25 protein-coding genes are annotated in these 25255 nt (G+C 65.9%); 7 read left to right on the plus strand and 18 right to left on the minus strand.

Annotation, left to right across the window (positions count from 1 at the left end; translation table 11 throughout):
• Positions 1-209: 209 nt before the first annotated feature.
• Positions 210-881, plus strand: coding sequence for a hypothetical protein (locus tag QW845_RS23245; RefSeq protein ID WP_315803857.1), 672 nt, complete (start codon positions 210-212; stop codon positions 879-881).
• 13 nt (positions 882-894) lie between these two features.
• Here the strand turns inward: QW845_RS23245 and QW845_RS23250 are convergent, their stop codons facing one another.
• From QW845_RS23250 to QW845_RS23265, 4 genes are all read right to left on the minus strand, one after another.
• Positions 895-2091: an acyl-CoA dehydrogenase family protein gene (locus QW845_RS23250; protein ID WP_315803858.1), complete on the minus strand. Its 1197-nt coding sequence runs from the start codon at positions 2089-2091 to the stop codon at positions 895-897.
• Between the two features lie 95 nt (positions 2092-2186).
• On the minus strand, positions 2187-3200 hold the full coding sequence (locus QW845_RS23255) for a formamidase (protein WP_315803859.1): 1014 nt from the start codon (positions 3198-3200) through the stop codon (positions 2187-2189).
• A 132-nt stretch (positions 3201-3332) separates the two neighbouring features.
• Positions 3333-3896, minus strand: coding sequence for a TetR/AcrR family transcriptional regulator (locus tag QW845_RS23260; protein ID WP_315803860.1), 564 nt, complete (start codon positions 3894-3896; stop codon positions 3333-3335).
• Positions 3897-3909: 13 nt separating this feature from the next.
• On the minus strand, positions 3910-4371 hold the full coding sequence (locus QW845_RS23265; protein ID WP_315803861.1) for a nuclear transport factor 2 family protein: 462 nt from the start codon (positions 4369-4371) through the stop codon (positions 3910-3912).
• 276 nt (positions 4372-4647) lie between these two features.
• On the opposite strand from QW845_RS23265, the gene QW845_RS23270 reads away from it, so the two are divergent.
• Entirely contained in the window at positions 4648-6237 is a 1590-nt protein-coding gene (locus tag QW845_RS23270; RefSeq protein WP_315803862.1) for an ATP-binding protein, read from the plus strand.
• Between the two features lie 95 nt (positions 6238-6332).
• Positions 6333-6893 (plus strand): hypothetical protein, encoded by a 561-nt coding sequence (locus QW845_RS23275; RefSeq protein WP_315803863.1) that lies wholly within the window; start codon positions 6333-6335, stop codon positions 6891-6893.
• 60 nt (positions 6894-6953) lie between these two features.
• On the opposite strand, the gene QW845_RS23280 is transcribed toward QW845_RS23275, so the two are convergent.
• Positions 6954-7223, minus strand: coding sequence for a hypothetical protein (locus QW845_RS23280; protein ID WP_315803864.1), 270 nt, complete (start codon positions 7221-7223; stop codon positions 6954-6956).
• 342 nt (positions 7224-7565) lie between these two features.
• On the opposite strand from QW845_RS23280, the gene QW845_RS23285 reads away from it, so the two are divergent.
• On the plus strand, positions 7566-8387 hold the full coding sequence (locus tag QW845_RS23285; RefSeq protein WP_315803865.1) for a porin family protein: 822 nt from the start codon (positions 7566-7568) through the stop codon (positions 8385-8387).
• An 82-nt stretch (positions 8388-8469) separates the two neighbouring features.
• Here the strand turns inward: QW845_RS23285 and QW845_RS23290 are convergent, their stop codons facing one another.
• From QW845_RS23290 to QW845_RS23310, 5 genes are all read right to left on the minus strand, one after another.
• On the minus strand, positions 8470-9594 hold the full coding sequence (locus QW845_RS23290) for an ABC transporter permease (protein ID WP_315803866.1): 1125 nt from the start codon (positions 9592-9594) through the stop codon (positions 8470-8472).
• 3 nt (positions 9595-9597) lie between these two features.
• On the minus strand, positions 9598-12345 hold the full coding sequence (gene rbbA / locus QW845_RS23295) for a ribosome-associated ATPase/putative transporter RbbA (RefSeq protein WP_315803975.1): 2748 nt from the start codon (positions 12343-12345) through the stop codon (positions 9598-9600).
• Between the two features lie 8 nt (positions 12346-12353).
• Positions 12354-13454 (minus strand): HlyD family secretion protein, encoded by a 1101-nt coding sequence (locus QW845_RS23300; protein WP_409997955.1) that lies wholly within the window; start codon positions 13452-13454, stop codon positions 12354-12356.
• Positions 13455-13570: 116 nt separating this feature from the next.
• Positions 13571-13783, minus strand: coding sequence for a hypothetical protein (locus QW845_RS23305; protein ID WP_315803867.1), 213 nt, complete (start codon positions 13781-13783; stop codon positions 13571-13573).
• 14 nt (positions 13784-13797) lie between these two features.
• Positions 13798-14799, minus strand: coding sequence for an AraC family transcriptional regulator (locus tag QW845_RS23310; RefSeq protein ID WP_315803868.1), 1002 nt, complete (start codon positions 14797-14799; stop codon positions 13798-13800).
• Positions 14800-15042: 243 nt separating this feature from the next.
• Between QW845_RS23310 and QW845_RS23315 the strand changes: the two genes are divergently transcribed.
• The gene (locus QW845_RS23315; protein WP_315803869.1) at positions 15043-15465 is read left to right on the plus strand and encodes a GFA family protein; all 423 of its coding nucleotides are present in this window, start codon (positions 15043-15045) and stop codon (positions 15463-15465) included.
• Between the two features lie 348 nt (positions 15466-15813).
• Positions 15814-17028: a helix-turn-helix transcriptional regulator gene (locus QW845_RS23320; RefSeq protein ID WP_315803870.1), complete on the plus strand. Its 1215-nt coding sequence runs from the start codon at positions 15814-15816 to the stop codon at positions 17026-17028.
• Here QW845_RS23320 and QW845_RS23325 read toward each other — a convergent pair.
• The 6 genes from QW845_RS23325 to QW845_RS23350 form a co-directional block, all read right to left on the minus strand.
• Positions 17025-18971, minus strand: a complete 1947-nt coding sequence (locus tag QW845_RS23325) for a tetratricopeptide repeat protein (RefSeq protein ID WP_315803871.1) — start codon at positions 18969-18971, stop codon at positions 17025-17027. The two genes, QW845_RS23320 and QW845_RS23325, sit on opposite strands and share 4 nt — an antisense overlap.
• 69 nt (positions 18972-19040) lie before the next feature.
• Positions 19041-19784 (minus strand): di-trans,poly-cis-decaprenylcistransferase, encoded by a 744-nt coding sequence (locus tag QW845_RS23330; protein ID WP_315803872.1) that lies wholly within the window; start codon positions 19782-19784, stop codon positions 19041-19043.
• 38 nt (positions 19785-19822) lie between these two features.
• Positions 19823-20203 (minus strand): transcriptional regulator, encoded by a 381-nt coding sequence (locus tag QW845_RS23335; RefSeq protein ID WP_315803873.1) that lies wholly within the window; start codon positions 20201-20203, stop codon positions 19823-19825.
• Positions 20190-20807 carry a hypothetical protein gene (locus tag QW845_RS23340; RefSeq protein ID WP_315715042.1) on the minus strand — a complete coding sequence of 206 codons (618 nt, stop codon included), beginning with the start codon at positions 20805-20807 and terminating at the stop codon, positions 20190-20192. The genes QW845_RS23335 and QW845_RS23340 overlap by 14 nt, the downstream gene beginning before the upstream one ends.
• A 146-nt stretch (positions 20808-20953) precedes the next feature.
• The gene (locus QW845_RS23345; protein ID WP_315803874.1) at positions 20954-21247 is read right to left on the minus strand and encodes a DUF3551 domain-containing protein; all 294 of its coding nucleotides are present in this window, start codon (positions 21245-21247) and stop codon (positions 20954-20956) included.
• Between the two features lie 207 nt (positions 21248-21454).
• A complete protein-coding gene (locus tag QW845_RS23350; RefSeq protein ID WP_315803875.1) occupies positions 21455-22429 on the minus strand; it encodes a tripartite tricarboxylate transporter substrate binding protein in 975 nt (324 codons plus the stop codon).
• A 123-nt stretch (positions 22430-22552) separates the two neighbouring features.
• Between QW845_RS23350 and QW845_RS23355 the strand changes: the two genes are divergently transcribed.
• Positions 22553-22963, plus strand: coding sequence for a VOC family protein (locus QW845_RS23355; RefSeq protein ID WP_315803876.1), 411 nt, complete (start codon positions 22553-22555; stop codon positions 22961-22963).
• An 18-nt stretch (positions 22964-22981) separates the two neighbouring features.
• Here QW845_RS23355 and QW845_RS23360 read toward each other — a convergent pair whose 3' ends face one another.
• Together QW845_RS23360 and QW845_RS23365 are read right to left on the minus strand one after the other, a co-directional pair.
• On the minus strand, positions 22982-24307 hold the full coding sequence (locus QW845_RS23360) for a DUF2330 domain-containing protein (protein WP_315803877.1): 1326 nt from the start codon (positions 24305-24307) through the stop codon (positions 22982-22984).
• Positions 24304-25128 (minus strand): RnfABCDGE type electron transport complex subunit D, encoded by an 825-nt coding sequence (locus QW845_RS23365; RefSeq protein WP_315803878.1) that lies wholly within the window; start codon positions 25126-25128, stop codon positions 24304-24306. The genes QW845_RS23360 and QW845_RS23365 overlap by 4 nt, the downstream gene beginning before the upstream one ends.
• Positions 25129-25255: the final 127 nt, after the last annotated feature.

Consider the following 25255-nt stretch of genomic DNA (forward strand, 5'->3'; position numbering starts at 1 on the left):
CGACATCCCCCGCGAGCATCCCGATAGTCGCTTGCCGCTGTCGCAGCGGCCAGAAGGCGGCATGAAGATGTGCCGAATCCATCCAGTTCGCCCTTCACGGCCTGGAGCAGTGGCGATCGAGCCACGTTGCGCTCAGACCCGTCGCGCTGGCCCCTCACGCACGAGGAGGGGCCGACCGGCCCGCCACAATCCTGCAAAGAGGGGACAAGATGACGAGCACGCCGCTGGTCCTGTCGGACGCTGCCAAGGGACGCTCGTTCCTGGTCGTGGTCGGTCGTCTCGACGGAACGTCGCTTCTCCCCGAAGGACTCTTTTTCCAACCCATTCGCGGCGGAATTGATGACATCGGCTTTTGCCACGGCCGCGACCAGAATCTATCGGATCGCCCACCCCGGCCAGAGAAGGTCCCCTACGACAGCTGGTGTCGGGAAAGGTTCTTCTTGATTCAACCTGCCGAGCACAGCAGCTCGCTCGGCAGCGTGGATGTGAAAGAGACCTTGGTCTACGATGATCGAATGCGTGGGGACATCGACTTTACCGGGATCATGGTGACCCTCTCTCTGCAACAACACGCATACGATGCGTATCTGGACCATGTCGGCCTGGTCCGACAGCCCGAGCTGCTTGATCACGAATCGTGGGATGGCCGCATTCTCCTCCGCATCCCCGCGCGCCCTTTCGCGTTTCCGATGCCGCGCGGAAGCGCTAAGCCGTGGCAAACGAGAACGTTCGTCGGCGAATTGCAGCCGATTGTCCGCTTCACGTTCGACGAGATCGAAATCCAACCGCTTCGTGACAACCAAGGCCGCCGCGTAACGTTGGGCGAGGCCGCGTGCGACGGAGATCCCGGCTGGCAGGCGCCCTTGCGTCTGCGGGCCTGACGCGCAGCACGCCTCAGCCGCGCACCACGCCGGCCCGCGCCTTCAGGAATTCGCGCGCGACGATCAGCTTCTGCACTTCGGTCGCGCCTTCGTAGATGCGCAACGCGCGGATCTCGCGGTAGAGGCTCTCCACGATCTCGCCTTTGCGCACGCCGCGGCCGCCGAACATCTGCAGGGCGCGGTCGATGACGTGTTGCGCGGTCTCGGTGGCGGTGAGCTTGGCCATCGCGGCCTCGCGGGTGGTCGGCAGGTTCTGGACGTCGCGGCGCCAGGCCGCGCGATAGGTCAGCAGCGCCGCGGCGTCGGTATCGGTCGCCATCTCGCCGAACGCGGCCTGCGTCATCTGCAGGTCGGCCAGCGCGCCGCCGAACATCTGCCGGCTCGAGGCGTGCGCCTGCGCCTCGTCGAGCGCGCGGCGGCCGAAGCCGAGGGCGGCAGCCGCCACCGAGGCGCGGAAGATGTCGAGCGTCTGCATCGCCAGCTTGAAGCCGCCGCCAGGCGCGCCGAGCCGGCGGCTGGCCTGGATGCGGCAATTCTGCAGGCGGAGCGTCGCCAGCGGGTGCGGTGCGATCACCTCGATGCGCTCGGCGACGGAGAAACCGGGATCATCGGGAAACACGACGAAGGCGGAGATGCCGCGCGCGCCGGGCGCCTCGCCGGTGCGGGCGAACAGCGTGTAGACGTCGGCGATGCCGCCGTTGGAGATCCAGGTCTTCTCGCCATCGAGCACGTAGGTATCGCCGTCCAGCCGCGCCGCGCAGGCCATCGCGGCGACGTCGGAGCCCGCCTCCTTCTCGGACAACGCGAAAGCGGCGAGCCATTCGCCGGCGCGCACCTTCGGCAAGACACTGGCGCGCAGCTCCGGCGAGCCGCCGAGCGCGATGGCGCCGGAGCCGAGGCCCTGCATGGCGAAGGCGAAATCGGCCAGACCGTCGGCATAAGCGAGCGTCTCGCGCGACAGGCAGATCGCGCGCGAGTCGATCGCGCCGGCATCCGCATCGGGCGCCACGACGGCGCTGTCGAGCAAGCCTGCGGCACCAAGCGCACGCACGATCTTGCGGCAGGCGGTGTCGACGTCGCCGTGATCGACCTCGTCGAGAACGCCCGAGCCGACGAAGCGGTCGAGCTGGTCGCACAGGGCGCGGTGACGCGGCTCGAAGAACGGCCAGTCGAGCCAGTCGCGGGGGATCACCTTCGCCGATGCACTCATGACAAAACCTGTCCGCCAATTATTTTAAGTATAAAATAATTCGCGGACGATCGATCTGTCAAGCTTGCGGCGGCCGCACGCGCCGCCGCATTCGCTCACTCCGCCGCCTTGCCGAGCCTGCCGAAAGCGCGCGTCGGCGCCGGGAAGCCGCAGGAGGTGCCGTCGGTGATCTTGACCTGATCCTCCCAGGGCAAGCGATAGGTGCCGGCGACCATGTCATGCATGAAGGTGTAGGGACAATCCATCGCGCCGCCCTTCACCGCGACATAGCCGCGGTGCCAGAGCTGATAGATGTTGTTCTCGACGCCCCAGTTGATGCGCGCCTCGCGCACGAGATCGGGGCGCACCTCGGCGGTGATGATCTCGTCGGCGCGCCCCGTCGTGCCGTGCGCGATGATGCTGCCGTCGAAATTGACGATCATGCCCTCGCCCATCGAATCGAACGAACCGTCGGAGCCGCACATGCAGACATTGGCCGTCACCATCAGGTTCTGGAACGCGTTGGCCTGGTTGGTGAAGCGCCAGCTGTCGCGGATCGGCGCGGTGTAGCCGGCGGTGCGGATCATGATCTCGGCGCCCTTGTAGGCGCATTCCCGCGCCATCTCCGGGAACATGCCGTCATGGCAGATGATGAGTGCGATCTTGGCGCCGCGCGGTCCCTCGATCACGGGGATGCCGAGATCGCCGGGCTCCCACGGCTCGACCGGAATCCATGGATGCAGCTTGCGGTAATACAGCTTGATGTCGCCGTGGTCGTCGATGATCAGACCCGAATTGTAGGGATTGCCGTCGGGGTTGTGTTCCATGATCGAGAAGCAGCCCCAGATCTTGTTGTCGATGCAGGCCTGCTTGAACGCGGCGACCTCCGGCCCGTCGAGCCGGCACATGATCTCGGGATTGGTGTCCATCGACAGCCCGTGCAGCGAATATTCCGGGAACACCACGAGATCCATGGTGCCGAGATTCCGCCGGGCCTTGCCGACCATCCAGACGATCTTCTCGGTCTGCCGCGCAAGGTCGTCCTTGGTCACGACGACCGGGAGCTGCAGCTGCACCAGGCCGATGACCACGCCGTTATCGGATTTATTGAGACCGCCTAACCCGTTCATGCCGGACCTCCCTGGTGTCGCCGCTGCTCGAGACGTTGCCCAAGACAACCACGATTTCACGAGAGCCGCGCGCCGATATTTCAGCCCGCCATTTGCCGCTTGCGGAGGCAGCGGCCGCCGGCGTTTCGAGAGTCAGACGACGGATGATCGTTGCAGACGCGCTTGGAACCGCATCAGCGCGCGGCCGAAAACGGCCGCCTCACCGGTTGCCCGCGCCAGCACCAGTGCACCCTGGATGCCGAGCACCACCTCCTCGGCGCCGTCGGCGGCCTGTGCCGCCGGCCAGCCGTCGCGGATCAGCGCATCGCGCAAGGCCTCGATCCAGCGCGTGAAGTAGCTGGCGATGGCGGCGGCGAAGCGATCCCGCGTCTCGTCGAGCGCGAACGCCCCGACCAGGCAGACGCGGCGGCCGGAACGGAAGTAGTCGTCGACGCCGCGCCACATCCGCGCGATCGACTGCTCCGGCGGATCATCGCGCAGCGGCGCATAGATCTCGCGCTCGAACCAGGCGTCGACATGCGCCAGCACCGCGCGCGCCATCTCGTCCTTTCCGCCTGGAAAGAAGTGATAGAGGCTGCCTTTGCCCAGTCCCGTCGTCTCGGTGATCCGGCTGAGCGAGGTGCCCTCGAAGCCGAATTCGCGGAACACCTCGGCAATCAGCGGGACGACGTCGGCGCGCTCGTTGAGCGTCCGCATGGCTCTCCTTGCTTCAAAGTCCCAATTCGGTCAGGCCGGGATGATCGTCCGGCCGGCGCCCGAGAGGCCAGTGGAATTTGCGATCGGCCGCCTTGATCGGCAGGTCATTGATGCAGGCGTAGCGACGCTGCATCAGCCCCTGCGCGTCGAACTCCCAGTTCTCGTTGCCGTAGGAGCGAAACCAGTTGCCGCTGTCGTCGTGCCACTCATAGGCGAAGCGCACCGCGATCCGGTCGTCGCTGTGGGCCCAGATCTCCTTGATCAGGCGGTAGTCGAGCTCCTTGGCCCATTTGCGGGTGAGGAAGGCGACGATCTCGGCGCGGCCGGTGATGAACTCTGCGCGATTCCGCCACCGGCTGTCGGGCGTGTAGACCAGCGACACCCGCTCGGGGTCGCGGCTGTTCCAGCCATCCTCGGCCATGCGCACCTTCTGGGTGGCGGTCTGCAGCGTAAACGGCGGGGCGAGAGTGCTCACGGGACATCTCCTTGTATACCATTCGGAATACTATGTACCGATCGGTACAAGTCGTCAAGCCGCGCATGTTAAAGAGAGCTCCCGGCACAAGCTCAGCCGTAAGCAATCGGATCGACGCGGAGCCCACCATGCTTGCGGTGCCCGTTTACCGAATGTGTGTGTCGCGACAGTGAGAACCCTTGTGTGCTCAACGGAAATTCGATGATCTGCTAAGGGAACCGGCCGAGCCGCGGGGGCGACACGGTCCGTCGGCTACATGTTTTGGGGAAATCGGACATGTCGATGCTCACGCCGCATGGCGAGTGCCTGCTGTGGACACCTGAGCTGATATGGGTGAATACGGTGTCCGACATCCTCACCTCGTTCGCCTTCTTCACCATTGCGTTCGTGCTTGCCTTCATCGTCTATCGCCGCCGCGACTTTCAGTTCAGCTACATCTTCTGGGCCTTCGCGTTGTGGGTGTCCTTCTGTGGGATGACGCGGCTGATCGAGGTGCTCACGATCTGGGTTCCAGCCTACAGCCTGGAGGCGGCCACCAAGGGCTTCCTGGCCTTCATGTCGGTCGGCATCGCCGCGGCGCTGCTGTTGATGCTGCCGCGGGTCCTGACCATGCCGTCCCGCGCCGAACTCCGGAACGCTTATGCACAGCTCGAGGAGGAGACGCGGCAGCGCCGCACCGCGGAAGCCATGGTCAAGCGCTTCCAGGAGATCGAGGCCACCGAGGCGCAGGTGCGGCAGGCGCAGAAGATGGAGGCGATCGGCCAGCTCACCGGTGGCGTCGCGCACGACTTCAACAACATCCTCACCGTGATCACGGGCACCATCGAGATCCTGGCCGAGGCGGTGAAGGACAGTCCGCAGCTGGTGCAGATCACCAGCCTGATCAACTCGGCCGCAGCGCGCGGTGCCGACCTGACCAAACACCTGCTGGCCTTCGCCCGCCGCCAGCCGCTGCAGCCGCGCAGCGTCGACATCAACGGCATGGTCGTCGACACCGCGCGCCTGCTGCGCCGGACGCTCGGCGAGCAGATCGAGATCGAATCCATGCTGGCGCACGATTCGGCGCCGGCCATGATCGACCCGAGCCAGCTGTCGACCGCGATCCTGAACCTCGCGCTCAACGCGCGCGATGCCATGCCGAACGGCGGCAAGCTGACCCTGGAAACCAAGAACGTCCTGCTCGACGCCGCCTATGCGCGCATGAACCCTGAGGTGATCCCCGGCAACTACGTGATGATCGCGGTCAGCGACACCGGCGAAGGCATTCCCGCCAATCTGCTCGACAAGGTTTTCGAGCCGTTCTTCACCACCAAGGACGTCGGCAAGGGCGTCGGCCTCGGCCTCAGCATGGTCTACGGCTTCGTCAAGCAATCCAACGGGCACATCAAGATCTACAGCGAGCCGGGGCACGGCACCTCGGTCAAGCTGTACCTGCCGCAGGCCAATGCCGACGCCGACGCGGCACTGTCGACCATCAGCGCCGAGGGCATGGAGCGCGGCGACGAGACGATCCTGATCGTGGAAGACGATTCGCTGGTGCGCGAATATGTCATCGCCCAGATCAAGCGGCTCGGCTACACGACGCTCGCCGCCAGCAAGGCCGACGAGGCGCTGGCGCTGATCGACCGTCACCCCCGCATCGACCTGCTGTTCACCGACATCATCATGCCCGGCGGCATGAATGGTCGCCAGCTCGCGATCGAGGCGCTGAAGCGGCGCCCGAACCTCAAGGTGCTCTACACGTCGGGCTATACGGAGAACGCCATCGTCCATCACGGCCGCCTCGATGCCGGCGTGCTGCTGCTCACCAAGCCCTATCAGAGCGCCGACCTTGCCCGCATGATCCGCACCGCGTTGAACGCGTGACCAGCCTCCATTCCCGAGGCGAATGATCCGCCTCGAACGTGGGCGCGTTTGAAGGCCGAGGCGCGCGCGACGGCCTGCAGAATTGAGGGACTTGAATGGGCAAGACGTTCGGACGCTGGCTGGCCGCCGTGCAGGCCTATGCATCGGCCGATGATGCGCGCTCCGACATTGCCGCCAAAGTGGCGCTCGTCATCGTCTCCAACCAGCCGTTCTACCCGCTGTATCTCCACGCCATTGTAGGCCGGGCAGCCTGGCCGGCCTGGCTGACGCTGCTCACGACGCCGTTGTTCGCGACCGTGCCCGTGCTCGCGAAGCGCCAGCCGTTCACCGGCCGAGCCCTGATGGTGCTCGCCGGAACTGCCAACACCGTGTTCTGCGTCAAGCTGTTCGGCGCCCAGAGCGGCGTCGAGCTGTTTCTCATTCCCTGCGTGTTGCTGGCCGCGCTGCTGTTCGCACCCACGGAGCGCCTGCGGTCCTTGCCGCTGCTCGCGTTGCCGTTCGTTTGCTATCTGCTGATCGATTCCCGGCTCGGCGAGCCGGTGATGAGCGTCGTGGATCTCAACTACGCCTCGCTGATCGCAATCAACGCGATGAGCGTGGGCGCGCTGCCCGCCCTGATCGGCCTGCTCGCTGCAGCGCGCATGGCACCGGAGTGAGATGCAGCATAAGGCGCCATCCGGATGAGCGCAGCGAAAAAACGGTGCCGTGATCTGGCGCTACGCCGCAGCCATCTGCTGGTGCGACGACCTGTAGGAGGCCCCATGATGGCTGATATTGAAGTTCAAGTTCGCCGGCGGTTGTGACGGTGCATGGCGGGCGAGGAAGTAATCCTCGAGTTCGGCGACCGCGCGGCTTTCCCATTCGGCAGCCTGCGCCAGCAGTGAGTCGCGCTGATGCGGACGGAACGCCGCGGTCTGGCGGTACAAGGAGGCGATGGTACGATAGCGCCGCACGTTCTCGAGAACCGCTTCCCCATTCATCATCATGATGCTCTCCCCTCTCCGTCCCCCAGGACGTGCCGAAGGTGCACGCATGCACTTTGCGAAATCGTTAGCGGGCGCGATGGAGCGTGCGGATGGTTGGCGAATCGTTGACTAACGCGGTGCGTCGAATTGTCCGGATCGTCGATCGACGACGGTATCGATCGACCGCCTCCCCGCCGCACGCTCGAATTTACAATGACTTAAGGTTAAGGACGCACTCGCATAAAGTGATGTCGTCACAGATACTTACGCTCACGAGTGTTGTAGTTGAACTACAGCCTAATAGGCCGAATTGTGAGAAATCCTTGTCTCAATGTTGCTGATATTCATTGAGGATTGTGACCGATGAAAACCCTTGCCTCCGCCGTCTCTTTGCTCCTCGCCAGCTCGCTCGGCGCATTCGCCGCGGATCTGCCGGCCCGCTACACCAAGGCGCCTCCCCCGGCCGTGATCTACAATTGGACCGGCTTCTACTTCGGCGGCAGCGTCGGCTATGGCTGGGGCCGGTCGAACTTGAACACGACGCTGGACCAGACCAGCAGCTGGGCGGTCGAGGGCGCCGCCTTCCAGAATCAGTTCGTCAACATCAGCAACAACCGGCTCAATCCGGCTGGCGTGCTCGGCGGTCTGCAGGCCGGCTACAACTGGCAGAGCGGCGCCGGCGTCTTCGGCATCGAGGCCGACATCAACGGATCTGACCTCAACAAGCGGACGGTCTACACGGCGGCCAACCCGCCCACGACCCGCACCTTCAACGAGAGCATCCGGAACGACTGGTTCATGACCCTGCGCGGCCGCGCCGGTTACGCGGTCGATACGACGCTGTTCTACGTCACTGGCGGTCTCGCCGTCGGCAATGTCAAGGGCAGCTGGGATCTGACCTCGGCGAATGGCTACACAAAGACCGCCTCTGCCAACGAGACGCGGGTCGGCTGGACGGTCGGCGCCGGCGTCGAGCATGCGTTCGCGCCGAACTGGACGGTCAAGGCGGAATATCTCTACACCGACCTCGGCAGCATCAACTACACCTCGGCCTACGTCCCGGGCAGCACATTCGCCCCGCCCGGCTCGAACTACGTCGAGCGCCTGTCGCAGGACTTCTCATTCCACACGGTCCGGGTCGGCGTGAACTACAAGTTTGGTGGCCCGGCGGCCGCGCGCTACTGATCGCCGTCATCCCTACCGACACCATTCAAGGGAAAGCCTCGGCCGCAGTGCCGAGGCTTTTTTGTTAGGGTCGAGGGCGGGCTCAGGCCGCCGCGATCGCCGCCCGGAAGCGGCGCAAGGTCAACGCCAGGACCACCGCGCCGATGGCCGCCACCGCGACGAATTGCGGCCACACCACATCGAGGCCGGCACCGCGGTAGAGGATCGACTGGGCGAACGACACGAAATGGGTCGACGGCGACGCCTTCATGATGGTGGCAAGCCAAACCGGCTGGCTTTCCACCGGCGTCATCCCGCCCGACAACAGGTTCATCGGCACGGCGACGAGGATATAGAGCAGGCCAAGCTGCGGCATCGACCGCGCGATGGTGCCGAGAAACAATCCGACGGCGGTCGCGAAGAACAGATAGAGCACGGTGCCCACCATGAACAGCGGGATCGAGCCCATGATCGGCACGCGCAGATACCAGCGCACGACGGCGTAGAGCGCGATGGCGACGGCGACGGCGATCACCAGCGCATTGGCCCAGATCTTCGACATCGCGATCTCCAATGGCGACAGCGGCATGACCAGAAGATGGTCCATGGTGCCATGCTCGCGCTCGCGCACCAGCGCCGCGCCGGCCAGGATGATCGCGAGCATGGTGACGCTGTTGATGATGCCCATCACGCCTTCGAACCAGGCGGTGGTGACGTTGGGATTGAACGCGATCCGCGTCACCAGGTTGACCGGCGAGGACGAGGACGTCTCCGAGCGGGCCACGAACCAGGCAACCTCGGTGTTGATGATCTGCAGCGCATAGCCGGAGCCGATCCCCGCCTGGATCATCGCGGTCGCATCGACGTTCACCTGCACCGATGGCTTGCGCCCCGCCAGGACGTCGCGCTGGAAATTCGGCGGGATGTCGAGCACGAACGTGAAGCGGCCGTTGTTCATCAGCCGCTCCACCTCGTTCTGCACGATATAGACCGGCGGCTGGAAATAAGGCAGCTGGAATGCGCTCGCGATCCGGCGCGACAGCTCGGAGTGGTCCTCGTCGACGACGGCGATCGAGGCGCGATGCAGCTCCTGTGAGCTGCTCTGCGCCTGGCTGATCACCGCCACCGTGAACGAATAGATCACGAGCCCGATCAGCACGACGTCGCCGAACAGACTGCGCAGCTCCTTTGTGCCCAGCCAGAACACGTTGGAGAGCGAGCGCATCATGGCTCACGCCTCCTGCTTCGGCAGCATCGCCAGGCTGAACCCTGTCAGGACGGGAATGAAGATCAGGAGGATCAGGATATCGGCGCCGACATCGGCGAAGCCAAGTCCCTTGGTGAAGGTGCCGACCGCGATCGGGCGGTAGTAGGTCATCGGGAACACCATGCCGATCAGCTTGGCCACGCCGGACAGCGACGACACCGGGACCAGCATGCCCGAGAACTGCGTCGCCGGCAGCACGGTGAGGATCGCGGTGCCGAACAGCGCCGCGATCTGGGTCCGGCAAAAGGTCGAGATCAGCATGCCGAAGCCGGTCGTGGTGATGACATAGACCAAGGTGCCGACCATCAGCGGCAGAAACGCGCCCTTGAGCGGGACGCGGAACAAGACCATCGCCATCACATACATCAGCACGAAGTTCACCAGCGCGACGGCGATGTAAGGCAGCTGCTTGCCGAGCAGGAATTCAAGCCGCGTCACCGGCGTGACATAGAGATTGGTGATCGACCCCAGTTCCTTCTCGCGGACCACCGCGAGTGCCATCAGGATCGCCGGAAACAGCGCGAGCAGCAGCGCGATCGTGCTCGGAGCCATGGCGTAGATGCTGTCGAACGCCTGGTTGTACTTGAACCTGATCTCGACATTGACCGGCGAGGCCGGCAATGGCTGCGTCGTCTTGACGGCGGGATCGGAGAGATAGAGCTGATGCGTGCCTTCGAGATAGCCCCGGATGGTCTCGGCGCGGAACGGCATCGCGCCGTCGATCCAGGCCGACACGAACGCCGGCCGGCCGCGCTTGATGTCGACGCCGAAGTTCGGCGGGATCTCGATCGAGGCCTTGATGTCGCCGCTCTTCATCCGCCGCTCGAGCTCGACATAATCTGCAAGCGGCGGCCGCTCGACGAAGTAGCGGGAACCTCTGAGCTCCGCGAGATAGGCGCGGCTCTCGGGCGACTGGTCGCGGTCGAGCGCGGCGAAGGTCAGGTTGTTGACGTCCGTGGAGATGCCGAAGCCGATCACGATCATCAGGAACGCCGTTCCGAACAGCGCGAACATCAGACGGATCGGGTCACGGATCAGCTCGAGACCTTCGCGGATCGTATAGGCCAACAGCCGCCGCAGGCTGACGGCGCCCCGCCGTCGCTCCTCGCGCGGCCGGTCGGCGGGCTTTGGATCGGGCCTCGCCTGGGTCAGTGTGACCGGCGGATCGGCGACACCAGCGTCCTGCTCGAGGAAGGCGATGAAGGCCTGCTCCAGCGTCTGCGCGCCCTTGGCGCGGATCAGGCCGTCCGGCGTGTCGGTCGCCAGCACCCGCCCCTCATGCATCAGCGACAGCCGGTCGCAGCGCGCCGCCTCGTTCATGAAATGCGTCGAGACGAAGATCGTCATCTCGTCCCGGCGGGACAGCTCGATCAGCAGGCGCCAGAACTGATTGCGCGCCACCGGATCGACGCCCGACGTCGGCTCGTCGAGGATCAGAAGATCCGGCCTGTGGACGATCGCCACCGCGAGCGACAAGCGCTGGCGGATGCCGAGCGGAAGATCGGCCGCGAGGCCGTCGATGTGATCGGTCAGGTCGCAGCGCTCGACCAGTTCGGCAATGCGCTTCTCGGCGGCGTCGCGCGGCAGATGGAACAGCCGCGCATGCAGCACCAGGTTCTGCCGCACCGTGAGCTCGCCATACAGCGAGAACGCCTGCGACATGTAGCCGACCCGGCTGCGTGATTCATGATTGCCGGCCTCCATGGAGCGGCCGAAGATCAGCGCCTCGCCTTCGGTCGGCGGCAGCAGCCCGGTCAGCATCTTCATCGTCGTGGTCTTGCCGCAGCCGTTGGAGCCGACGAAGCCGAAGATCTCGCCCTTGCGGATCTGGAAGTTGACGCCGTCGACCGCGGTGAAATCGCCGAAGCGGCAGGTCAGGTCGCGCGCGACGATCACGGTCTCGTGGCTGCCGTCGAGCTCGGTCTTGGCCGGCATCTCGGCGCGGTCGCGCGCCGAGCGGTCGGGCAGCAGCGCGACGAACGCATCCTCGATCGAGGCGGCCTGCGTCTGCGCCTTGAGCTCGGCCGGCGTACCGGTCGCGAGGATGCGCCCGTCGTTCATCGCGATCAGCCAGTCGAAACGCTCGGCCTCCTCCATATAGGCGGTGGCGACGATCACGCTCATGCCCGCCGCGCTGCGCGCGCGCAGGCGGTCGATCAGGTCCCAGAACTGCCGCCGCGACAGCGGATCGACGCCGGTGGTCGGCTCGTCGAGGATGAGAAGATCGGGATCATGGATCAGCGAGCAGCACAGGCCGAGCTTCTGCTTCATGCCGCCGGACAGCTTTTTCGCCGGCCGGTCGGCGAAATCGGACAGCGCCGTCGCCTCCATCAGCTCGGCGATGCGCCAGTCGCGCTCGGACCGCGACTGGCCGAACAGCCGGGCGAAGAACGCGATGTTCTCGCGCACGCTGAGATCGGGATAGAGATTCTTGCCGAGGCCCTGCGGCATGTAGGCGATCCGCGGACACACTTGCGTGCGGGCGCGCCGGTCGGCCATGTCGGCGCCGAGCACGCGCGCCTGCCCGTCCTGGATCGCGCGCGCGCCGGCCAGGATCGACAGCAGCGACGACTTGCCGACACCGTCCGGGCCGATGAGGCCGACCACGCGGCCGGCGGGAATGTCGATCGAGACGTTGTCGAGCGCGATCACGTCGCGATAGCGCTGCGAGACGTCCCTGACCATCGCGACCGGAGACGCATCGCCGATCATGTCGGCCATCATGGCGCTGCTTGCAGACGCGCCGGCCATGCGACGTCGGGATTCCACCGGACATACGCCACGCCGGGCAATCCGCTCCTCACGGCATCGGCATGTGCGGCCAGCCTGTCCGGATCGACGCGCACGCGGATGCGAAACATCAGCTTGTCGCGCTCGCTGCGGGTCTCGACGGTCTTCGGCGTGAACTGCGCCTGGCTCGCCACGAACGACACTTTCGCCGGGATCGGACGATCCGGATAGGCATCGAGCACGATCCGCGCGTCGGTGCCGATCTTGACCTTGCCGACCTCCTCGGTCGGCAGGAACACGTCCATGTAGACATAACCGATGTCGAGCATGGTGAAGATCTTGCCGCCCGCGGCGAGGACTTCGCCGACATTGGCGAGACGATATTGAATGCGGCCGGGCTTTGGCGCGATCAGTGAGTTGTCGGCGATCTGAACGGTGTAGAGCGCGACGTCGTGACGGACCGCTTCGAGCCCGCGTTCGGCTTCGAAAATCCGCGCCTGCGCGCCGGCAAGGCCGGCGGTCGCAGTGTCGAGCGCCTGCTGGCGCTGATCGGCCAGCTCCCGTGTGGTCCAGCCGCTCTGCAGCAGGCTGCGGGTGCGCTCCATCTCCTGCTCGGCGAGCGTCTTCTGCGCCTGCAGTTGCGCGAGATTGGCACGGGCCTGATCGACCACGTGCTGCGCCTGCTCGGCCTGGGCCTGCGCCTTCGACAGCGACTGCTGCAGCTCCTTCGTGTCCATCCGCGCCACGATCTGCCCGGCCTCGACGCGATCGCCGATATCGGCGCGCAGCTCGGCGACACGGCCGGCATATTTGGTCGCGATGTCGATCTCGTCAGCCTCGATGCGGCCATTGCTGACGCTGATGCCGAGGGGCAGCGGCGGATGCAGCCGCTGCCACCAGACGTAGCCGCCACCACCGGCCGCCCCGACGGCAAGGAGGAGCACGAGAAGCGGCCACACTGCCCACCTGCGCCGCGGCTGATGGGACACAGGAACCGGCATCGCCGGCGTGGGAACGACGGCTGCGGTTTCAGCACGGACGCGCTGAACGGGCCGTTCGTCGCCGGCGAGTTGCGTGTCCTGTGGATCCATTCCGAAAAACCTTCTCCGCTGAAGCATGGCGCTCGTTTGCCATAGGCGCGGGAGAATCCGTTGACACAGCTCAACCAGCCCCGCGCATGCCGCCGAAGCCTGCGATCACGTTTGGGTTACGGCGCGGAATCCGACGTCGCGATCGCATGGATCAGCAGCAGACTGCTGAAGATGACGAACAAGGCGAACGCCTGGAATTCGCGTGGCGACATATCGAGCAGGACGAGCATCCACTCGATCGGCAGACCGGCGAGCATGAGCAGGAGAAGGCCGGTTGCCGCGAAGAAGATACCATCGAGGATCCTCAACACGATCGTCTTGGACGTCATGGCGTGCTCCCCGTTCAGGACACGCGCGCGGTCGGCTGCCCGCGGCTGCCTCCGCAATCGCCCCGGACCTCCCGCGGGGTCAGCCCGTACTGGCGTCGGAACGAGCGATTGAAGTGCGAGAGATCGCCGAAGCCGACATCATAGGCGATGCTGGCAATCGCAAGCTGGCCATGGGCCGGGTCGCAGAGCATGCGATGCGCGTTCGCAAGCCGCACGCCGGACAGGAACGCGGAGAAGGTGGTGCCGTCGATCTCGAACAGGCGCTGCACGTAGCGTGGCGTGACGTTCAATTTCGCCGCGATCGTCGCCACCGACATGTCGCGGCGCCGGCTGTTGGCGATGAGGAACGATTTTGCGAGCTTCAGCCGCGCCGCGCGCAATCCTCTCGCGCGCATCGTCTCGGCCAGGTCGGCGGCCGGCCCGATCGACAGCGCGAGCAGGTCCTGGACGTGGCGTACCGACAGATTGAGCAGTTGCGCATCGATCGCGCCGCTGCTGGCCATGAGCCAGCCCGCATAGTGGTCGAGCAGCTGCAATGCGCCGCGATCGACCGGCATCGGCCGCATCAAGGCATCCGCGATGCTGACATCCGCGGCTTCGACCATCACGCGCGGCATCAGCAGCGTGAACGATCGACCATTGCTGGTGCGATGGAACGCGCTCGCATCGGCGCCGCTGAGGATCGCCGCCTCGCCTTCGCGCAGCTCGCGGATCTGCCCGGCGGACTCGACGAACGCGGTTCCCTGGCGATTGATCGCGAGGATCACATTGTCCGCACCGTCGGCAAGATAGCGGCCGGACCGCGAGATGCGCGCCGGCGTGGCCCAGGCATCGAGCAGTTGCAGCCCCGGCAGGGTCAGGGCCCGATTGCGCGCCTTGAACGCGAGATCCGGCGCGGGCTCGAAATCGACACGCAGCATGACCTGGCCGTAGTGCTCGCGCCAGAACGCCGCGCGCTCCGGTTCCGGAATGTTGTCGGTCGAGAATTCGACGATGCGCGAATTGAAACCTGACATGCGATCACCCGAGACAATCCGAAACTGAAACCTGGAGCCGCGCGCTCCATCCAAGGCGGAATCGATAGCGTCATCGCCGCAAACGCGGCGTCCTCCGATCAGAGGATGTCGCCTGTCGGAGGATGGCCGAATGTGAACTGGGTCACGCGCGGTCGTGCCAGCCCTGCCGATCGTCGCCGCGCGCCAAGACACAGGGCTTCGGGAGTGATGCCGTCTGCGGCCTTACAACCAACGAGGACGAGGATGACACTCACTGGACGATGTTTTTGCGGAGCGGTCGAAGTCGAGGTGTCCGGGGCGCCAGAGGCGATGGGCTATTGTCACTGCCGGTCGTGCCGCTCGTGGTCGGGCGGCCCTGTCAACGCCTTCAGCCTGTGGAAGCCGGACGCGGTCAGGATCGCAGCCGGCACCGAGCACGTGGCGATGTTCCAGAAGACGCCGTTGAGCCAGCGGCAGTACTGCGCCAAATGCGGTGGACATCTGATGACCACTCATCCGCCGCTCGGGCTGGTCGACGTGTTCGCGGCAACGCTTCCGGATCTCGATTTCAAGCCGGCCGTGCACGTGAACTATGCCGAGACCGTGCTGCCGATGCGCGACGGCCTGCCGAAGCTGAAGGACTTTCCGCGCGAGTTCGGCGGCTCGGGCGACGCCGTCGCTGAGTAGCCTGGCGATGCCGAGCCCCGGAGCATGACAGGCTCCGGGGCTCGGCCGGCGTCCTTCTCATATCTCATCAGTCGAGCAGATGCCGATGATCGTGGATCGATCGGCGCGCGGTGCGCAACCGCGACTCCTGAAGCGCGGCGAGCACGGCCCGCGCCATCCGGCGCATCCGACGTCGAATTCTGTGCGACTGTCGCCGCACGCGCGGCACAGGGATCCTCATCACTCATCTCCGGCCAAGTGAAGCTCCGATCGTGCGCCACTCCTCAGCCGACGGCCTGGGCAGGCCTGCCAATCTCGCGGCTTCGCGCGACCGTTGCGCGATGAACCTCACGCGCCGCATGCCGACCCATGAAGGGGAATATCGTCCACGCGCCCGGGTTGATTATTCAGACCGGCGCACCCTTTCCCGGTCATGGCAGCGAGGTCACCGTGCAGAGCGAGTTCTATTCGCGGGCGTTGGACGCCATCTATCAGGGCTTTGCGGAACCGGATGGCATCACGGACGCACTGGATTGCGTCCGGGAACTGACGAGGTCCGAGGGTGCCACCTTCGAGGTCATCGACCCGATCGTCCGGCAGCCCCTGACCTTTCACAGCAGCGGTGTTGCTGCGGCCGAGGGCGACGACTACCTCGCCTACTTCGCGCCCCGCAATCCGCGCCTGCGCATGGCGCTGAACCAACAGCGCGGCGAACTGGCCTGGGACTATCAGGTCATGGACGAGAGCGCCATGAACCGCGATCCGTTCTATGCAGAGTTCCTGCCGCGCGCCGGGCTTCGCTATTTCCTCTCAGCGGTGCTGGAGCGGTCGCCGCAGCGGATGGTCGCCTTGACCCTGCAGCGAACGCCGCGGCAGGGCCATGTCGGCAAGGCCGACATCGCCCTGATGCACCGCCTCACGCCCCATCTGCAGCGCGCACTTAGAATGCGAAACAGCCTCGTCACAGCCTATGGCAACGATATCGGCACGACCGCACTCGATGTGCTGAAGGACGGCGTCGCACTGCTCGATCCGAGAGGCGAGATCGTCTACCTCAATCCGAGCCTGCAAGCCATCTCGGCAGACGGCGCCATGTTCCGGATCGAGAGGCGCGGCATCGTCTTCGCCTCGGCCGATCTGCGCAATCGCTATGCGCGCGCGCTCAGCGCGGCGACGCGTACCGACGGCCTGATCGGCACGGATGCCGCGCTCGATTTCCTGGCGCCGCGTCCAGGCGGCTTGCCGCCTTGCACGATATCGCTGCGCTCCCTGCACAAACGACACCCTCGTTCGGATTGGCCCGCTGCGATGGTGGTGATGCTGGTGCGTGATCCGATGCGGGACAGCCCGGCGTCGCATCTGCTTCAGGACCTTCATGGTCTGACCAGGGCGGAGGCGCAACTGGCCTGTGCGCTGAGTACCGGCATGACTGCGGTCGAATATGCCGCGCATCGCGGCATCAAGGTCACGACGGTCTACACGCATCTCAAGCGCACCCGGGAGAAGACGGGATGGCGCAGCGTCGCCGAGCTGACGCGGCGCATCCACGAGATATCGATCGGTCTGCTGAATGCCGATCCTTAAGTCGCGGAAAACGCCGCGACCTGCTGCGCCAGCGCATCGCGCACGCGCACGACGACGTCGGCATAGTCACGTCGCGCGTCCTGGCGGAACAGCCGCACGCTCGGATACCAGGGACTGTCGTCACGGCCGAGCAGCCAGCGATAGTCCGGCGTGAAGGGCAGCATGATCCAGGTCGGCTTGCCCAGCGCGCCGGCCAGATGCGCCACGCTGGTATCGACGGTGATGACGAGGTCGAGACTGTCGATCAGCGCCGCCGTGTCGACGAAGTCACGGATGTCGGCGGTGAGATCGAGAACGTCGTTGCCCATGGCGAGCGCGGCCTTGTCCGACGGACGCGGCTCCTTCTGCAGACTGACGAACCGCGCGCCAAGCTCGAGCAGCGGCGCGAGCGCCGGCAGCGGGATCGAACGGTTGTGATCGTTGAGATGCGCGGGGTTGCCGGACCAGACGAGCCCGACCCGCAAGCGCTCATGCGGACCTAATCGCTGCTCCCAGATCGCGCGGCGCGCCTCGGGAGGGCATGGCAGATAGCGCGGCGCGGCAGGGATGGTGTCGAGCCGGGTGGCGAAGGCGAGCGGCAGGCTCGACAGCGGGCAGTGATAGTCGATGGAAGGCAGCGCATCGATGCCGCGGGCAAGACACTGCGCCACGCCGTCCAGGCCGGACAGAAGCGGCTGCAGCGGCGTGTCGACCTCGATCACGACGCGCGCGCCCTGCGCCGCCACCAGGGTGGCGTAGCGCGAAAACTGGATGGTGTCGCCGAGCCCCTCGTCGCTGTGCAGCAGGATCGTTTTGCCGGCCAGCGGCGCATCGGCAAGCCACAGCGGCGCCTCGAAGCTGCGCTCGACGAAGCCGACGGCGCGACATTTGCGTCCCCATTCGCGCGCCGCCCAGCCACGGGCGAAGTCGCCGGTCAGCAGCCGGAACAGCGCCGCGTTCCAATGCGCATCGGCGAGGTCCGGCTTCAGCGCGACGGCGCGATCGAAGCTGTCGAACGCCTCGGCGAAACGATGCAATTCGGCCAGCGACGTGCCGCGATGATTATGGAAATCCGCGGTCTGCGGCCGGAGCGCGATCGCCTTGTCGAACATGGCGACGGCGTCATCGTGACGGCCGAGGTTCTGCAGGATGCAGCCATAGCCATTGGCGACGTCGGGATCGTCAGGCGCCAGCGCCTGCGCACGGCGGCCGAACGTCTCGGCTTCCTGGTAGCGGCGCAGCCGCCGCAGCGCGATTCCCTTCAGATACAGCACGCCCGCCTGATCGGGCATCAGCCCCAGCGACTGCCCAAAGCGCGTGATGGCCTGCTCATAGTGACCGGCATCGAAATGCAGCGCGCCGGCCTTGTTGGCCGCCTCGAGGTGGTCAGGCCTGAGCTGCGCCACCTGATCGAAGGCCAGGGCCGCCTCGTCGCGCCGCCCCTGCGCTTCCAGCACCTCGCCGAGACGAAACCACGTCGCGGCGCGATCGGGCGCGAGCTGCAGCAGCCGATCGCAGGCCAGCGCCGCCTCGGCGTGCCGTTGCTTCGCCTGCAGCAGTTCGCCAAGCGCATCCCAGCTCTCGATCGCATCCGGCTGGAGCTGCAGCGCGCGATCGTAAGCCTTGATCGCTTCATCGGTGCGGCCGGCGAGCCGCAGCGCCTGCGCCAGGCCGACGAAGGATTCCGCGGCCGACATGTCCTGCCGAACGGCGCGGGCGAACCACTCAATCGCATCATCGGCGCGCTTGAGCGCCAGGCAGACCTGTCCCATCGCACGCAGCGCGTCGAGCGAGGCTGCGTCCAGCGTCAGCGCGCGGCGGCACGCATCCTCGGCCTGCGCGAGCTGTCCGGCGCGCAGCAGCCGCAAGGCCGCGGCACACAGCGCATCAGGCGTATCGTTGTGGCCCATCGATCCGGATTTGGCCGGGGGCTTGCCGGCGGGCCGGCGCGGCTTGTGCTTCATCTGGGGATCTCTGCGCTCGTGCTGCAAGCGGTAGATGATTCCCCGATGCGCGGAAAGATTGCGCCGTCGTCAGGCGACCGGCGCCGGTGCCAGCGGCGCCGCCTCGAGGCCGCCGAAGCGGCGCTCGCGGCCGCGGAAGGAGGCGAGCGCCTGGGCCAGATCGGCGGCGTCGAAATCGGGCCACATGCGCTGGGTGAAATGCAGCTCGGCATAGGCGCCTTCCCAGAGCAGGAAGTCGGACAGGCGCTGCTCGCCGGAGGTGCGGATGATCAAGTCGACGTCGCGCAAGCCGGTTTCGCCGGTCACGAGATCGGAGAAGGCCGCACGCGTCAGGCCATCGAGCTCGCGGGCCTTCGCCGCCGCCGCGAGGATGGCGTCGCGCGCCGAATAGTCGACGGCGATGCGCAGGTGCAGGGTGTTGCCGTCACGGGTGGCCGCTTCGGCCCGGCCGATCGCGTCGGCGATGCCGCCGGGCAGCCGGTCGCGGCGGCCGATCACGGTGAGGCGGACGCCGTTGCGCACCAGCGCCTCCACCTCGCTGGCGAGATAGACCCGCAGCAGCGCCATCAGGGCTGCGACCTCGGCCCGCGGGCGTCGCCAATTGTCGCTGGAGAACGCATACAGCGTCAGCGTGCCGATGCCCTGGTCGGGCGCGGCTTCGACGACGCGCCGAATCGCCTCGACGCCCGCCTCGTGCCCGCGCAGCCGCGACAGGCCCTTGCGCGTCGCCCAGCGGCCATTGCCATCCATGATGATGCCAACATGCAGGCCATCCACCACAGCAGGCGATTGAGGTTGCAGACTACTTTGCATTGCAAAGCTCCAGGTCAAAAATAAACGCGATGCGAGAGTCAGACGCGGCCCGGGATCAGGCCGGCCGACGATGGCGTGTGCTCCTTGCCGGCAGCGGCCGCGGCGTCGCGGACGAGGCGCTCGAGCACGGCGAGATAGTCGAGGAAGCGGCGGCGTCCCGCCTTCGTCAGCCGGCAGGTGGTATGCGGGCGATTGCCCTCATAGCCCTTGGTGACCTCGACGAGACCGGCCTCCTGCAGCACCTGCAGATGCCGCGACAGATTGCCGTCGGTCAGCCCGCAGAGCTGCTTGAGGTCGGCAAAGGCGAGACCCTTCGGGTGCGCCATCAGCGAGGTGAGCAGGCCGAGCCTTGCCTTCTCGTGGATGACGCGATCGAGGCCGTCATAGGAGAACGGCGCGCTGCCATCAGTCTTCGACATCGGACTCTCCGGTCGCAAAATACAGAATGCCCGCCATCAGCCCCTGTCCGATCGCGAACGGAAGCCCCATCGTCCACGGCGACAGCGCATGCGTGGCGCTGCCGACCAGCAACACGGCGAAGCCGGCCATGAAATAGAACGCCCCGGCAAGCGCCACCGTGCGCGGCAGCGAGCGCACCGACGCGAACACGCCGAGCGACATCAGGATCTGCCACAGGCCCGGCAGCATCCACAGCGCCTCCGGCGCGAACTTCCACAACAGCACCGCGAGCAGCACGCCGGCGATGCCCGCTGGCAGGAACTGCTCGACCGCCTGATGGATCATCGCATCTGCGAGGCCGGAATGATGCCGGCGCGATCGCGCCCGCATCTCGAACCAGATCATGGTCAGCGACACGCAGGCTGCCGCCGCCCATCCGAGCAGGAACGTCCACGCGTCGGCCGTCGGGTCGCGCAGAAACAGCTGCTGAAGCAGCGCAGTGACCAGCGCGACGGCCGAGGTCGCGGCCATCGTCGCCGGCCCGTAGCCGCGAAATGCCGTGCCCGCCGCAAGCTGGCTGCGGATCGCGATGATGTCCGCCAGCGCCTTATCGAGATCGCGCATGTCTCACCTGAAGCCGGTGACCGGCTCGTTTAACTTTGCGGTACAAAGTATATACGAACGCAAAGTCGATGCAAGCCCGCGCGATCCCGGAAGTGCGCCTGCGTCAGCCGATCGGTCGCGCACGCCGACCCACTCGGTCGAGGGTGTCAGTAATACTGATAGCGGTGCACGCGGCGCGGCGGCGGCATATCGACATAGACCGAGGGGCGGCGGCGGGCAGGATCGAACGCGACGCGCGGATTGATGCCGCAGCCTGCATTGCGCCCGGAGGCACTCGCCCGGCATTGCTCGAAGGTCTGGTAGGAGCAGTCACCGGGGTAACCGACGCCTCGGCCCTGCACACACCAGGGATAGTCGTAACCGCCTGCGGAGGCCGGCGCGATACCGCCACCAAGTGCAACGCCGACGAGGCCGGCTGCCATCATCATAACCTTGCGCATGATCTGTTCCTCTTCTGGCCGGAGGGTTGCACCACACCGGCATGGTCAAAAAACGACAAATCGGCGGAACGGATCACCAACCAAGGCAGTGACGTGTCGCCTGCGCGGCACGTCACCTTCAGCCCTCGACACCCGTCTGGCGGGCTGGCGCCTCATCGAAGACCTGCCGCGGCGCGCGGCCCGGCGATCGCGGCGTCGCCTGCCGTCTCATTCGACCTTCAGGCCGGCGAACTCGACGACCTTCTTCCACTTCTCGGTCTCGGCGACGATCTGGGCGCCGAACTGCTCCGGCGACTGGATCAGCGGCTCGCCGCCGAGATCGACGAGACGGGTCTTGATCTCGGGCTCGGCCAGGATGGTGTTGACCTGCTTGTTGAGCTTCTCGATGATCTCCTTCGGCGTGTTCTTCGGCGCGCCGATACCGAACAGCGCGCTCGCCTCGTAACCGGGTACGGTCTCGGCGACGGTCTGGACGTCCGGCAATTGCGGCGAACGCTGCTGCGTGGTGACACCGAGCGCCCGCAACGAGCCGGAGCGGATATGCTGGATGATGGAGGGCATGTTGTCGAAGATGACCTGCACCTGGCCGCCGAGCATGTCGGTGATCGCCGGCGCCGCGCCGCGATAGGGCACGTGCTGCATCTTGGTTCCGGTCATCGCCATGAACATCTCGCCCGACAGATGCACCGAGGTGCCGTTGCCGGACGAGGCCATGTTCACCTTGCCGGGGTTTGCCTTGAGATAGGCGATGAACTCGGCGACGTTCTTGGCCTCGATGTCCTTGTTGACGGTCATCACGTTGGGGACGCGGTTGAACGAGGCCACCGGCGCGATATCGCGGACGAAGTTGAATTTGAGATTGGTGTAGAGGCTGGCATTGATGTAGTTGGCCGGATTGACCAGCAACACGGTGTAGCCGTCCGCCGCCGCGTTCACCACGGCATCGGTGCCGATATTGTTGCCGGCTCCCGGCTTGTTCTCGACGATGAACTGCTGACCGAGCGTCTCGGACAGCCGCTGGCCGATCAGCCGCGCCAGGATGTCGGTCGCGCCGCCCGGAGGATAACCCACCACGAAGCGGACGGGACGGGTGGGATACTCGGCCGCGGAGGCGTTGCGAACGGCAGCGATGGACGGGACGGCGGAAGCGATCAGACCAAGCGCGGTACGACGTGAAATCATGCGTTTCCTCAGGCATTATCGTTGGGCGGCGGTCAACGAACCGCCGGGATCTATTGTAACATCGATTGTAACAGAGTGCCGCGATGGCGGCGAGATCGATGCCCCATCAGGAGGGAAGGGCCCATGCCAGTCAAGGTCGATGCGCTCGATCATCTGGTCATCAATGTCGCCGACGTCGAGCGCACGACGGCGTGGTATCAAGCAGTGCTGGGCATGACGGTCCAGGTGTTTGATCCCGGACAAGGCAAGGCGAGGCGCACGTCGCTGCTGTTCGGGAACCAGAAGATCAACGTGCGACCGAAGGACGCGGACAAGGTCGACTGGTTCACGGCCGACCACGTCGTGGCCGGCAGCGACGACCTCTGCTTCCTCACCACCAGCACCCCCGACGAGGTTGTGGCGCATCTCAGGGCGCTCGGCGTCGCCATCGAGGAAGGCCCGGTCGCCAAGCAGGGCGCGCGCGGCACCCTGCGCTCGGTGTATTGCCGCGACCCCGACGGCAGCCTGATCGAGATCTCGTCGTATCAGGATTGAGCCGGGGCCACGCCGAGGTCATTGCCTCGCGGTCTCGCCGCTCTTCTCCATTTTGGCGGCGATCTCGCTGCGCGACCATCCGGTCAGTTGCGCGAGATCCGTCGCCTCCCTGGCGAAGCGTGCGGCGAGATTGTCCTGGTAGGTCTTCGCCGCTGGACAGGACGCCTCGCCCCGCCAGGGGTGGTGCTGGACATAGCGGCCCTGGAAATTGCTGCGGTCCTTGGTCTCGATGAACACGATGTCCTCGGGGAACGTCTTGGCATCGTAGCGCACGTGCAGCCGGGTCGCGTAGGCATCGGAGCCGCCACGGCGCGTGGTGCGGAACGAGGCGTCGTCGTCGCTGCCGATCCAGCGCGCGCCGAGCTCGACCAGTTCCCTGTTGCTCATCGGATCGGCGGCGCAGGGGTCGCACCATCCCATGTCCCAGGCATATTCGACGAACACCGCCTGCATGTTCTCACGCGCGACGGCGCGCTCGAACAGCGCCTTGTAGAACGGCCCGAACTCGTCCTTCACATAGAGCGGGACATCGATATCGGATGGGATCTTCACCGTGCGATAATTGGCCGCCTCGATGCGGCCGCTCCTCGTCAGGGCATAGATGATGAGGTCCTGCGGTCCCCTGGCATTGACCGTGCCGAGCCGCAGCGGCACCATGAACTTGGCGCTCCGGTAGCGTACCTGCAGGGGCCGGAGCTGACCGTTCCCCAGTCCCTTCATCCGCTCGACATTGACCTTGGCGACGAAGAACCGCATGCCCTGCCTGATGTAGCTGCCGAGCACGGACTCCGCGCCCGCCGGGATGCGATAGTCGTTGTCGGTCAGCCAGCGGGTCAGGCCGTCGCTCTCCTGCGCCGACAGGATCAGCACGTCGTATTCGGCGACGTCGTAGCTGGCCTCGATCGTGACGCCGTAGCTTCGCCGGGCCATCTCGTAGACGGGGCCTCCCATCATCGGCGCCGCGGGCATCGCCCGCGCCGCGACGACGACCGGCGCGCAAGGATCGGCATCATGATATTCGACCAGCCGCGGCGCGGTGTATTTGTCGAGATGATCGATCGTCTTCGGCTCGACCACGCCGATCTGCTTGCGCTCGATGAAGGTCGGCACGGGAACGACGACCGCGAACTCCTTCACGTCGCCCTCGAAGTCGCTGGCCATCGTGATCGCGGTCTGCTCGCCGTCGCGGGCCAGCACGACCTTCGACGACTGGTTGAACAGTTTTGCATCCGCCTGGGCGACATAGAAGCCGCAGAAGGCATTCGCCGGCGCCATCGCCGCGTTGGCCAGGATCGCGGTGGCCGCGACGCCGGTGCGGAAGAGCTTGTTGTCACGCGGGGTCATGTCGACACTCCTTCGGGAACGGATGAACGCCAGGAAAAGCGGGTCTCAGGGACGAGCCGATCGAGCAGCAGCGTGAGCGGCGACAGCGCGATCAGCGCCACATAGAGCGCCGGCCGCATCTGCAGGGCGAAGGTGAGGTAGTGCGCCGCGACCGCAACGCTCAGCGCGAACAGCAGCCGGCCGACGCGCGAGTCCGGCGAGGTGCGCGGGTCGGAGATCATGAAGAAGGTGAAGATCAGCAGCGAGCCGCTCTGCAGCTGATGCAGCGGAATCGCCAGGGGATCGCCGAGCCAGGCGGCGCGCAGCAGCAGGAGCGCGGCGTGACTTGCGAAGAAATACAGCGCGATATCCACCCGGCGGGACGCGCTGAGCACGAGGATCGCGAAGAAGCCGGCGAGGCTCGCGAACCAGATCTCCGTACCCCATTGGCCCGGCGAGATCCACACGCTCTTGGAGCCGAGCAGCAGCCCCACGATCGCGAGCCCGGCCGGGTTGAACATGTGCTTGCCGTCGATGCGCAGCACGAATTTGGAGCCGATCGCGATCATGGCCGCCGCCGCATGCAGCCACAGCGCATCGGCGCGCAACAGCAGGCTGAGCGAGAGGCCGGTGATCAGCGGCGATTTGAGATCGAGCGGCACGCCGGCGATGCGGCAGCAGACCACCTGCGTGAGCAGCGCCATGGTGACCGCGATCACGCTCGCTGCGGGACGCGCGCCGAAATCGATCGCGGCGAAATTGATCGCCAGCAGCGTCGCCAATGCCGCGATCTGGAAATAGCGCGCATCGGGCAGCCGCCACGGTCGTGGCTCGGCCTGCATGCAAACCTCCGGGCGTGTCTTGCCGCGCCATTGGTCGCCCGCAGACGGAGACGGGTTCAATCCCGATTTGATCGCGGCGGCGCGAGGTGGCAAAAGATGACGACAAGAACGAAGCGGCCGGAGACAG

Source organism: Bradyrhizobium sp. SZCCHNS3002 (genome assembly GCF_032377435.1).
GTDB lineage: Bacteria > Pseudomonadota > Alphaproteobacteria > Rhizobiales > Xanthobacteraceae > Bradyrhizobium.

Excerpts from the sequence above, each read along its gene's own strand:
- QW845_RS23330 (WP_315803872.1), bottom strand. The coding sequence starts at position 19,784 with ATGCAAAGTAGTCTGCAACCTCAATCGCCTGCTGTGGTGGATGGCCTG.
- QW845_RS23280 (WP_315803864.1), bottom strand. The coding sequence starts at position 7,223 with ATGATGATGAATGGGGAAGCGGTTCTCGAGAACGTGCGGCGCTATCGT.
- QW845_RS23340 (WP_315715042.1), bottom strand. The coding sequence starts at position 20,807 with ATGCGCGATCTCGATAAGGCGCTGGCGGACATCATCGCGATCCGCAGC.
- QW845_RS23290 (WP_315803866.1), bottom strand. The coding sequence starts at position 9,594 with ATGATGCGCTCGCTCTCCAACGTGTTCTGGCTGGGCACAAAGGAGCTG.
- QW845_RS23260 (WP_315803860.1), bottom strand. The coding sequence starts at position 3,896 with ATGCGGACGCTCAACGAGCGCGCCGACGTCGTCCCGCTGATTGCCGAG.
- QW845_RS23315 (WP_315803869.1), top strand. The coding sequence starts at position 15,043 with ATGACACTCACTGGACGATGTTTTTGCGGAGCGGTCGAAGTCGAGGTG.
- QW845_RS23325 (WP_315803871.1), bottom strand. The coding sequence starts at position 18,971 with ATGAAGCACAAGCCGCGCCGGCCCGCCGGCAAGCCCCCGGCCAAATCC.
- QW845_RS23245 (WP_315803857.1), top strand. The coding sequence starts at position 210 with ATGACGAGCACGCCGCTGGTCCTGTCGGACGCTGCCAAGGGACGCTCG.
- QW845_RS23285 (WP_315803865.1), top strand. The coding sequence starts at position 7,566 with ATGAAAACCCTTGCCTCCGCCGTCTCTTTGCTCCTCGCCAGCTCGCTC.
- QW845_RS23365 (WP_315803878.1), bottom strand. The coding sequence starts at position 25,128 with ATGCAGGCCGAGCCACGACCGTGGCGGCTGCCCGATGCGCGCTATTTC.
- QW845_RS23275 (WP_315803863.1), top strand. The coding sequence starts at position 6,333 with ATGGGCAAGACGTTCGGACGCTGGCTGGCCGCCGTGCAGGCCTATGCA.
- QW845_RS23270 (WP_315803862.1), top strand. The coding sequence starts at position 4,648 with ATGTCGATGCTCACGCCGCATGGCGAGTGCCTGCTGTGGACACCTGAG.
- QW845_RS23310 (WP_315803868.1), bottom strand. The coding sequence starts at position 14,799 with ATGTCAGGTTTCAATTCGCGCATCGTCGAATTCTCGACCGACAACATT.
- QW845_RS23335 (WP_315803873.1), bottom strand. The coding sequence starts at position 20,203 with ATGTCGAAGACTGATGGCAGCGCGCCGTTCTCCTATGACGGCCTCGAT.
- QW845_RS23255 (WP_315803859.1), bottom strand. The coding sequence starts at position 3,200 with ATGAACGGGTTAGGCGGTCTCAATAAATCCGATAACGGCGTGGTCATC.
- QW845_RS23345 (WP_315803874.1), bottom strand. The coding sequence starts at position 21,247 with ATGCGCAAGGTTATGATGATGGCAGCCGGCCTCGTCGGCGTTGCACTT.
- QW845_RS23355 (WP_315803876.1), top strand. The coding sequence starts at position 22,553 with ATGCCAGTCAAGGTCGATGCGCTCGATCATCTGGTCATCAATGTCGCC.
- rbbA (WP_315803975.1), bottom strand. The coding sequence starts at position 12,345 with ATGATCGGCGATGCGTCTCCGGTCGCGATGGTCAGGGACGTCTCGCAG.
- QW845_RS23300 (WP_409997955.1), bottom strand. The coding sequence starts at position 13,454 with ATGGATCCACAGGACACGCAACTCGCCGGCGACGAACGGCCCGTTCAG.
- QW845_RS23350 (WP_315803875.1), bottom strand. The coding sequence starts at position 22,429 with ATGATTTCACGTCGTACCGCGCTTGGTCTGATCGCTTCCGCCGTCCCG.
- QW845_RS23320 (WP_315803870.1), top strand. The coding sequence starts at position 15,814 with ATGAAGGGGAATATCGTCCACGCGCCCGGGTTGATTATTCAGACCGGC.
- QW845_RS23360 (WP_315803877.1), bottom strand. The coding sequence starts at position 24,307 with ATGACCCCGCGTGACAACAAGCTCTTCCGCACCGGCGTCGCGGCCACC.
- QW845_RS23250 (WP_315803858.1), bottom strand. The coding sequence starts at position 2,091 with ATGAGTGCATCGGCGAAGGTGATCCCCCGCGACTGGCTCGACTGGCCG.
- QW845_RS23305 (WP_315803867.1), bottom strand. The coding sequence starts at position 13,783 with ATGACGTCCAAGACGATCGTGTTGAGGATCCTCGATGGTATCTTCTTC.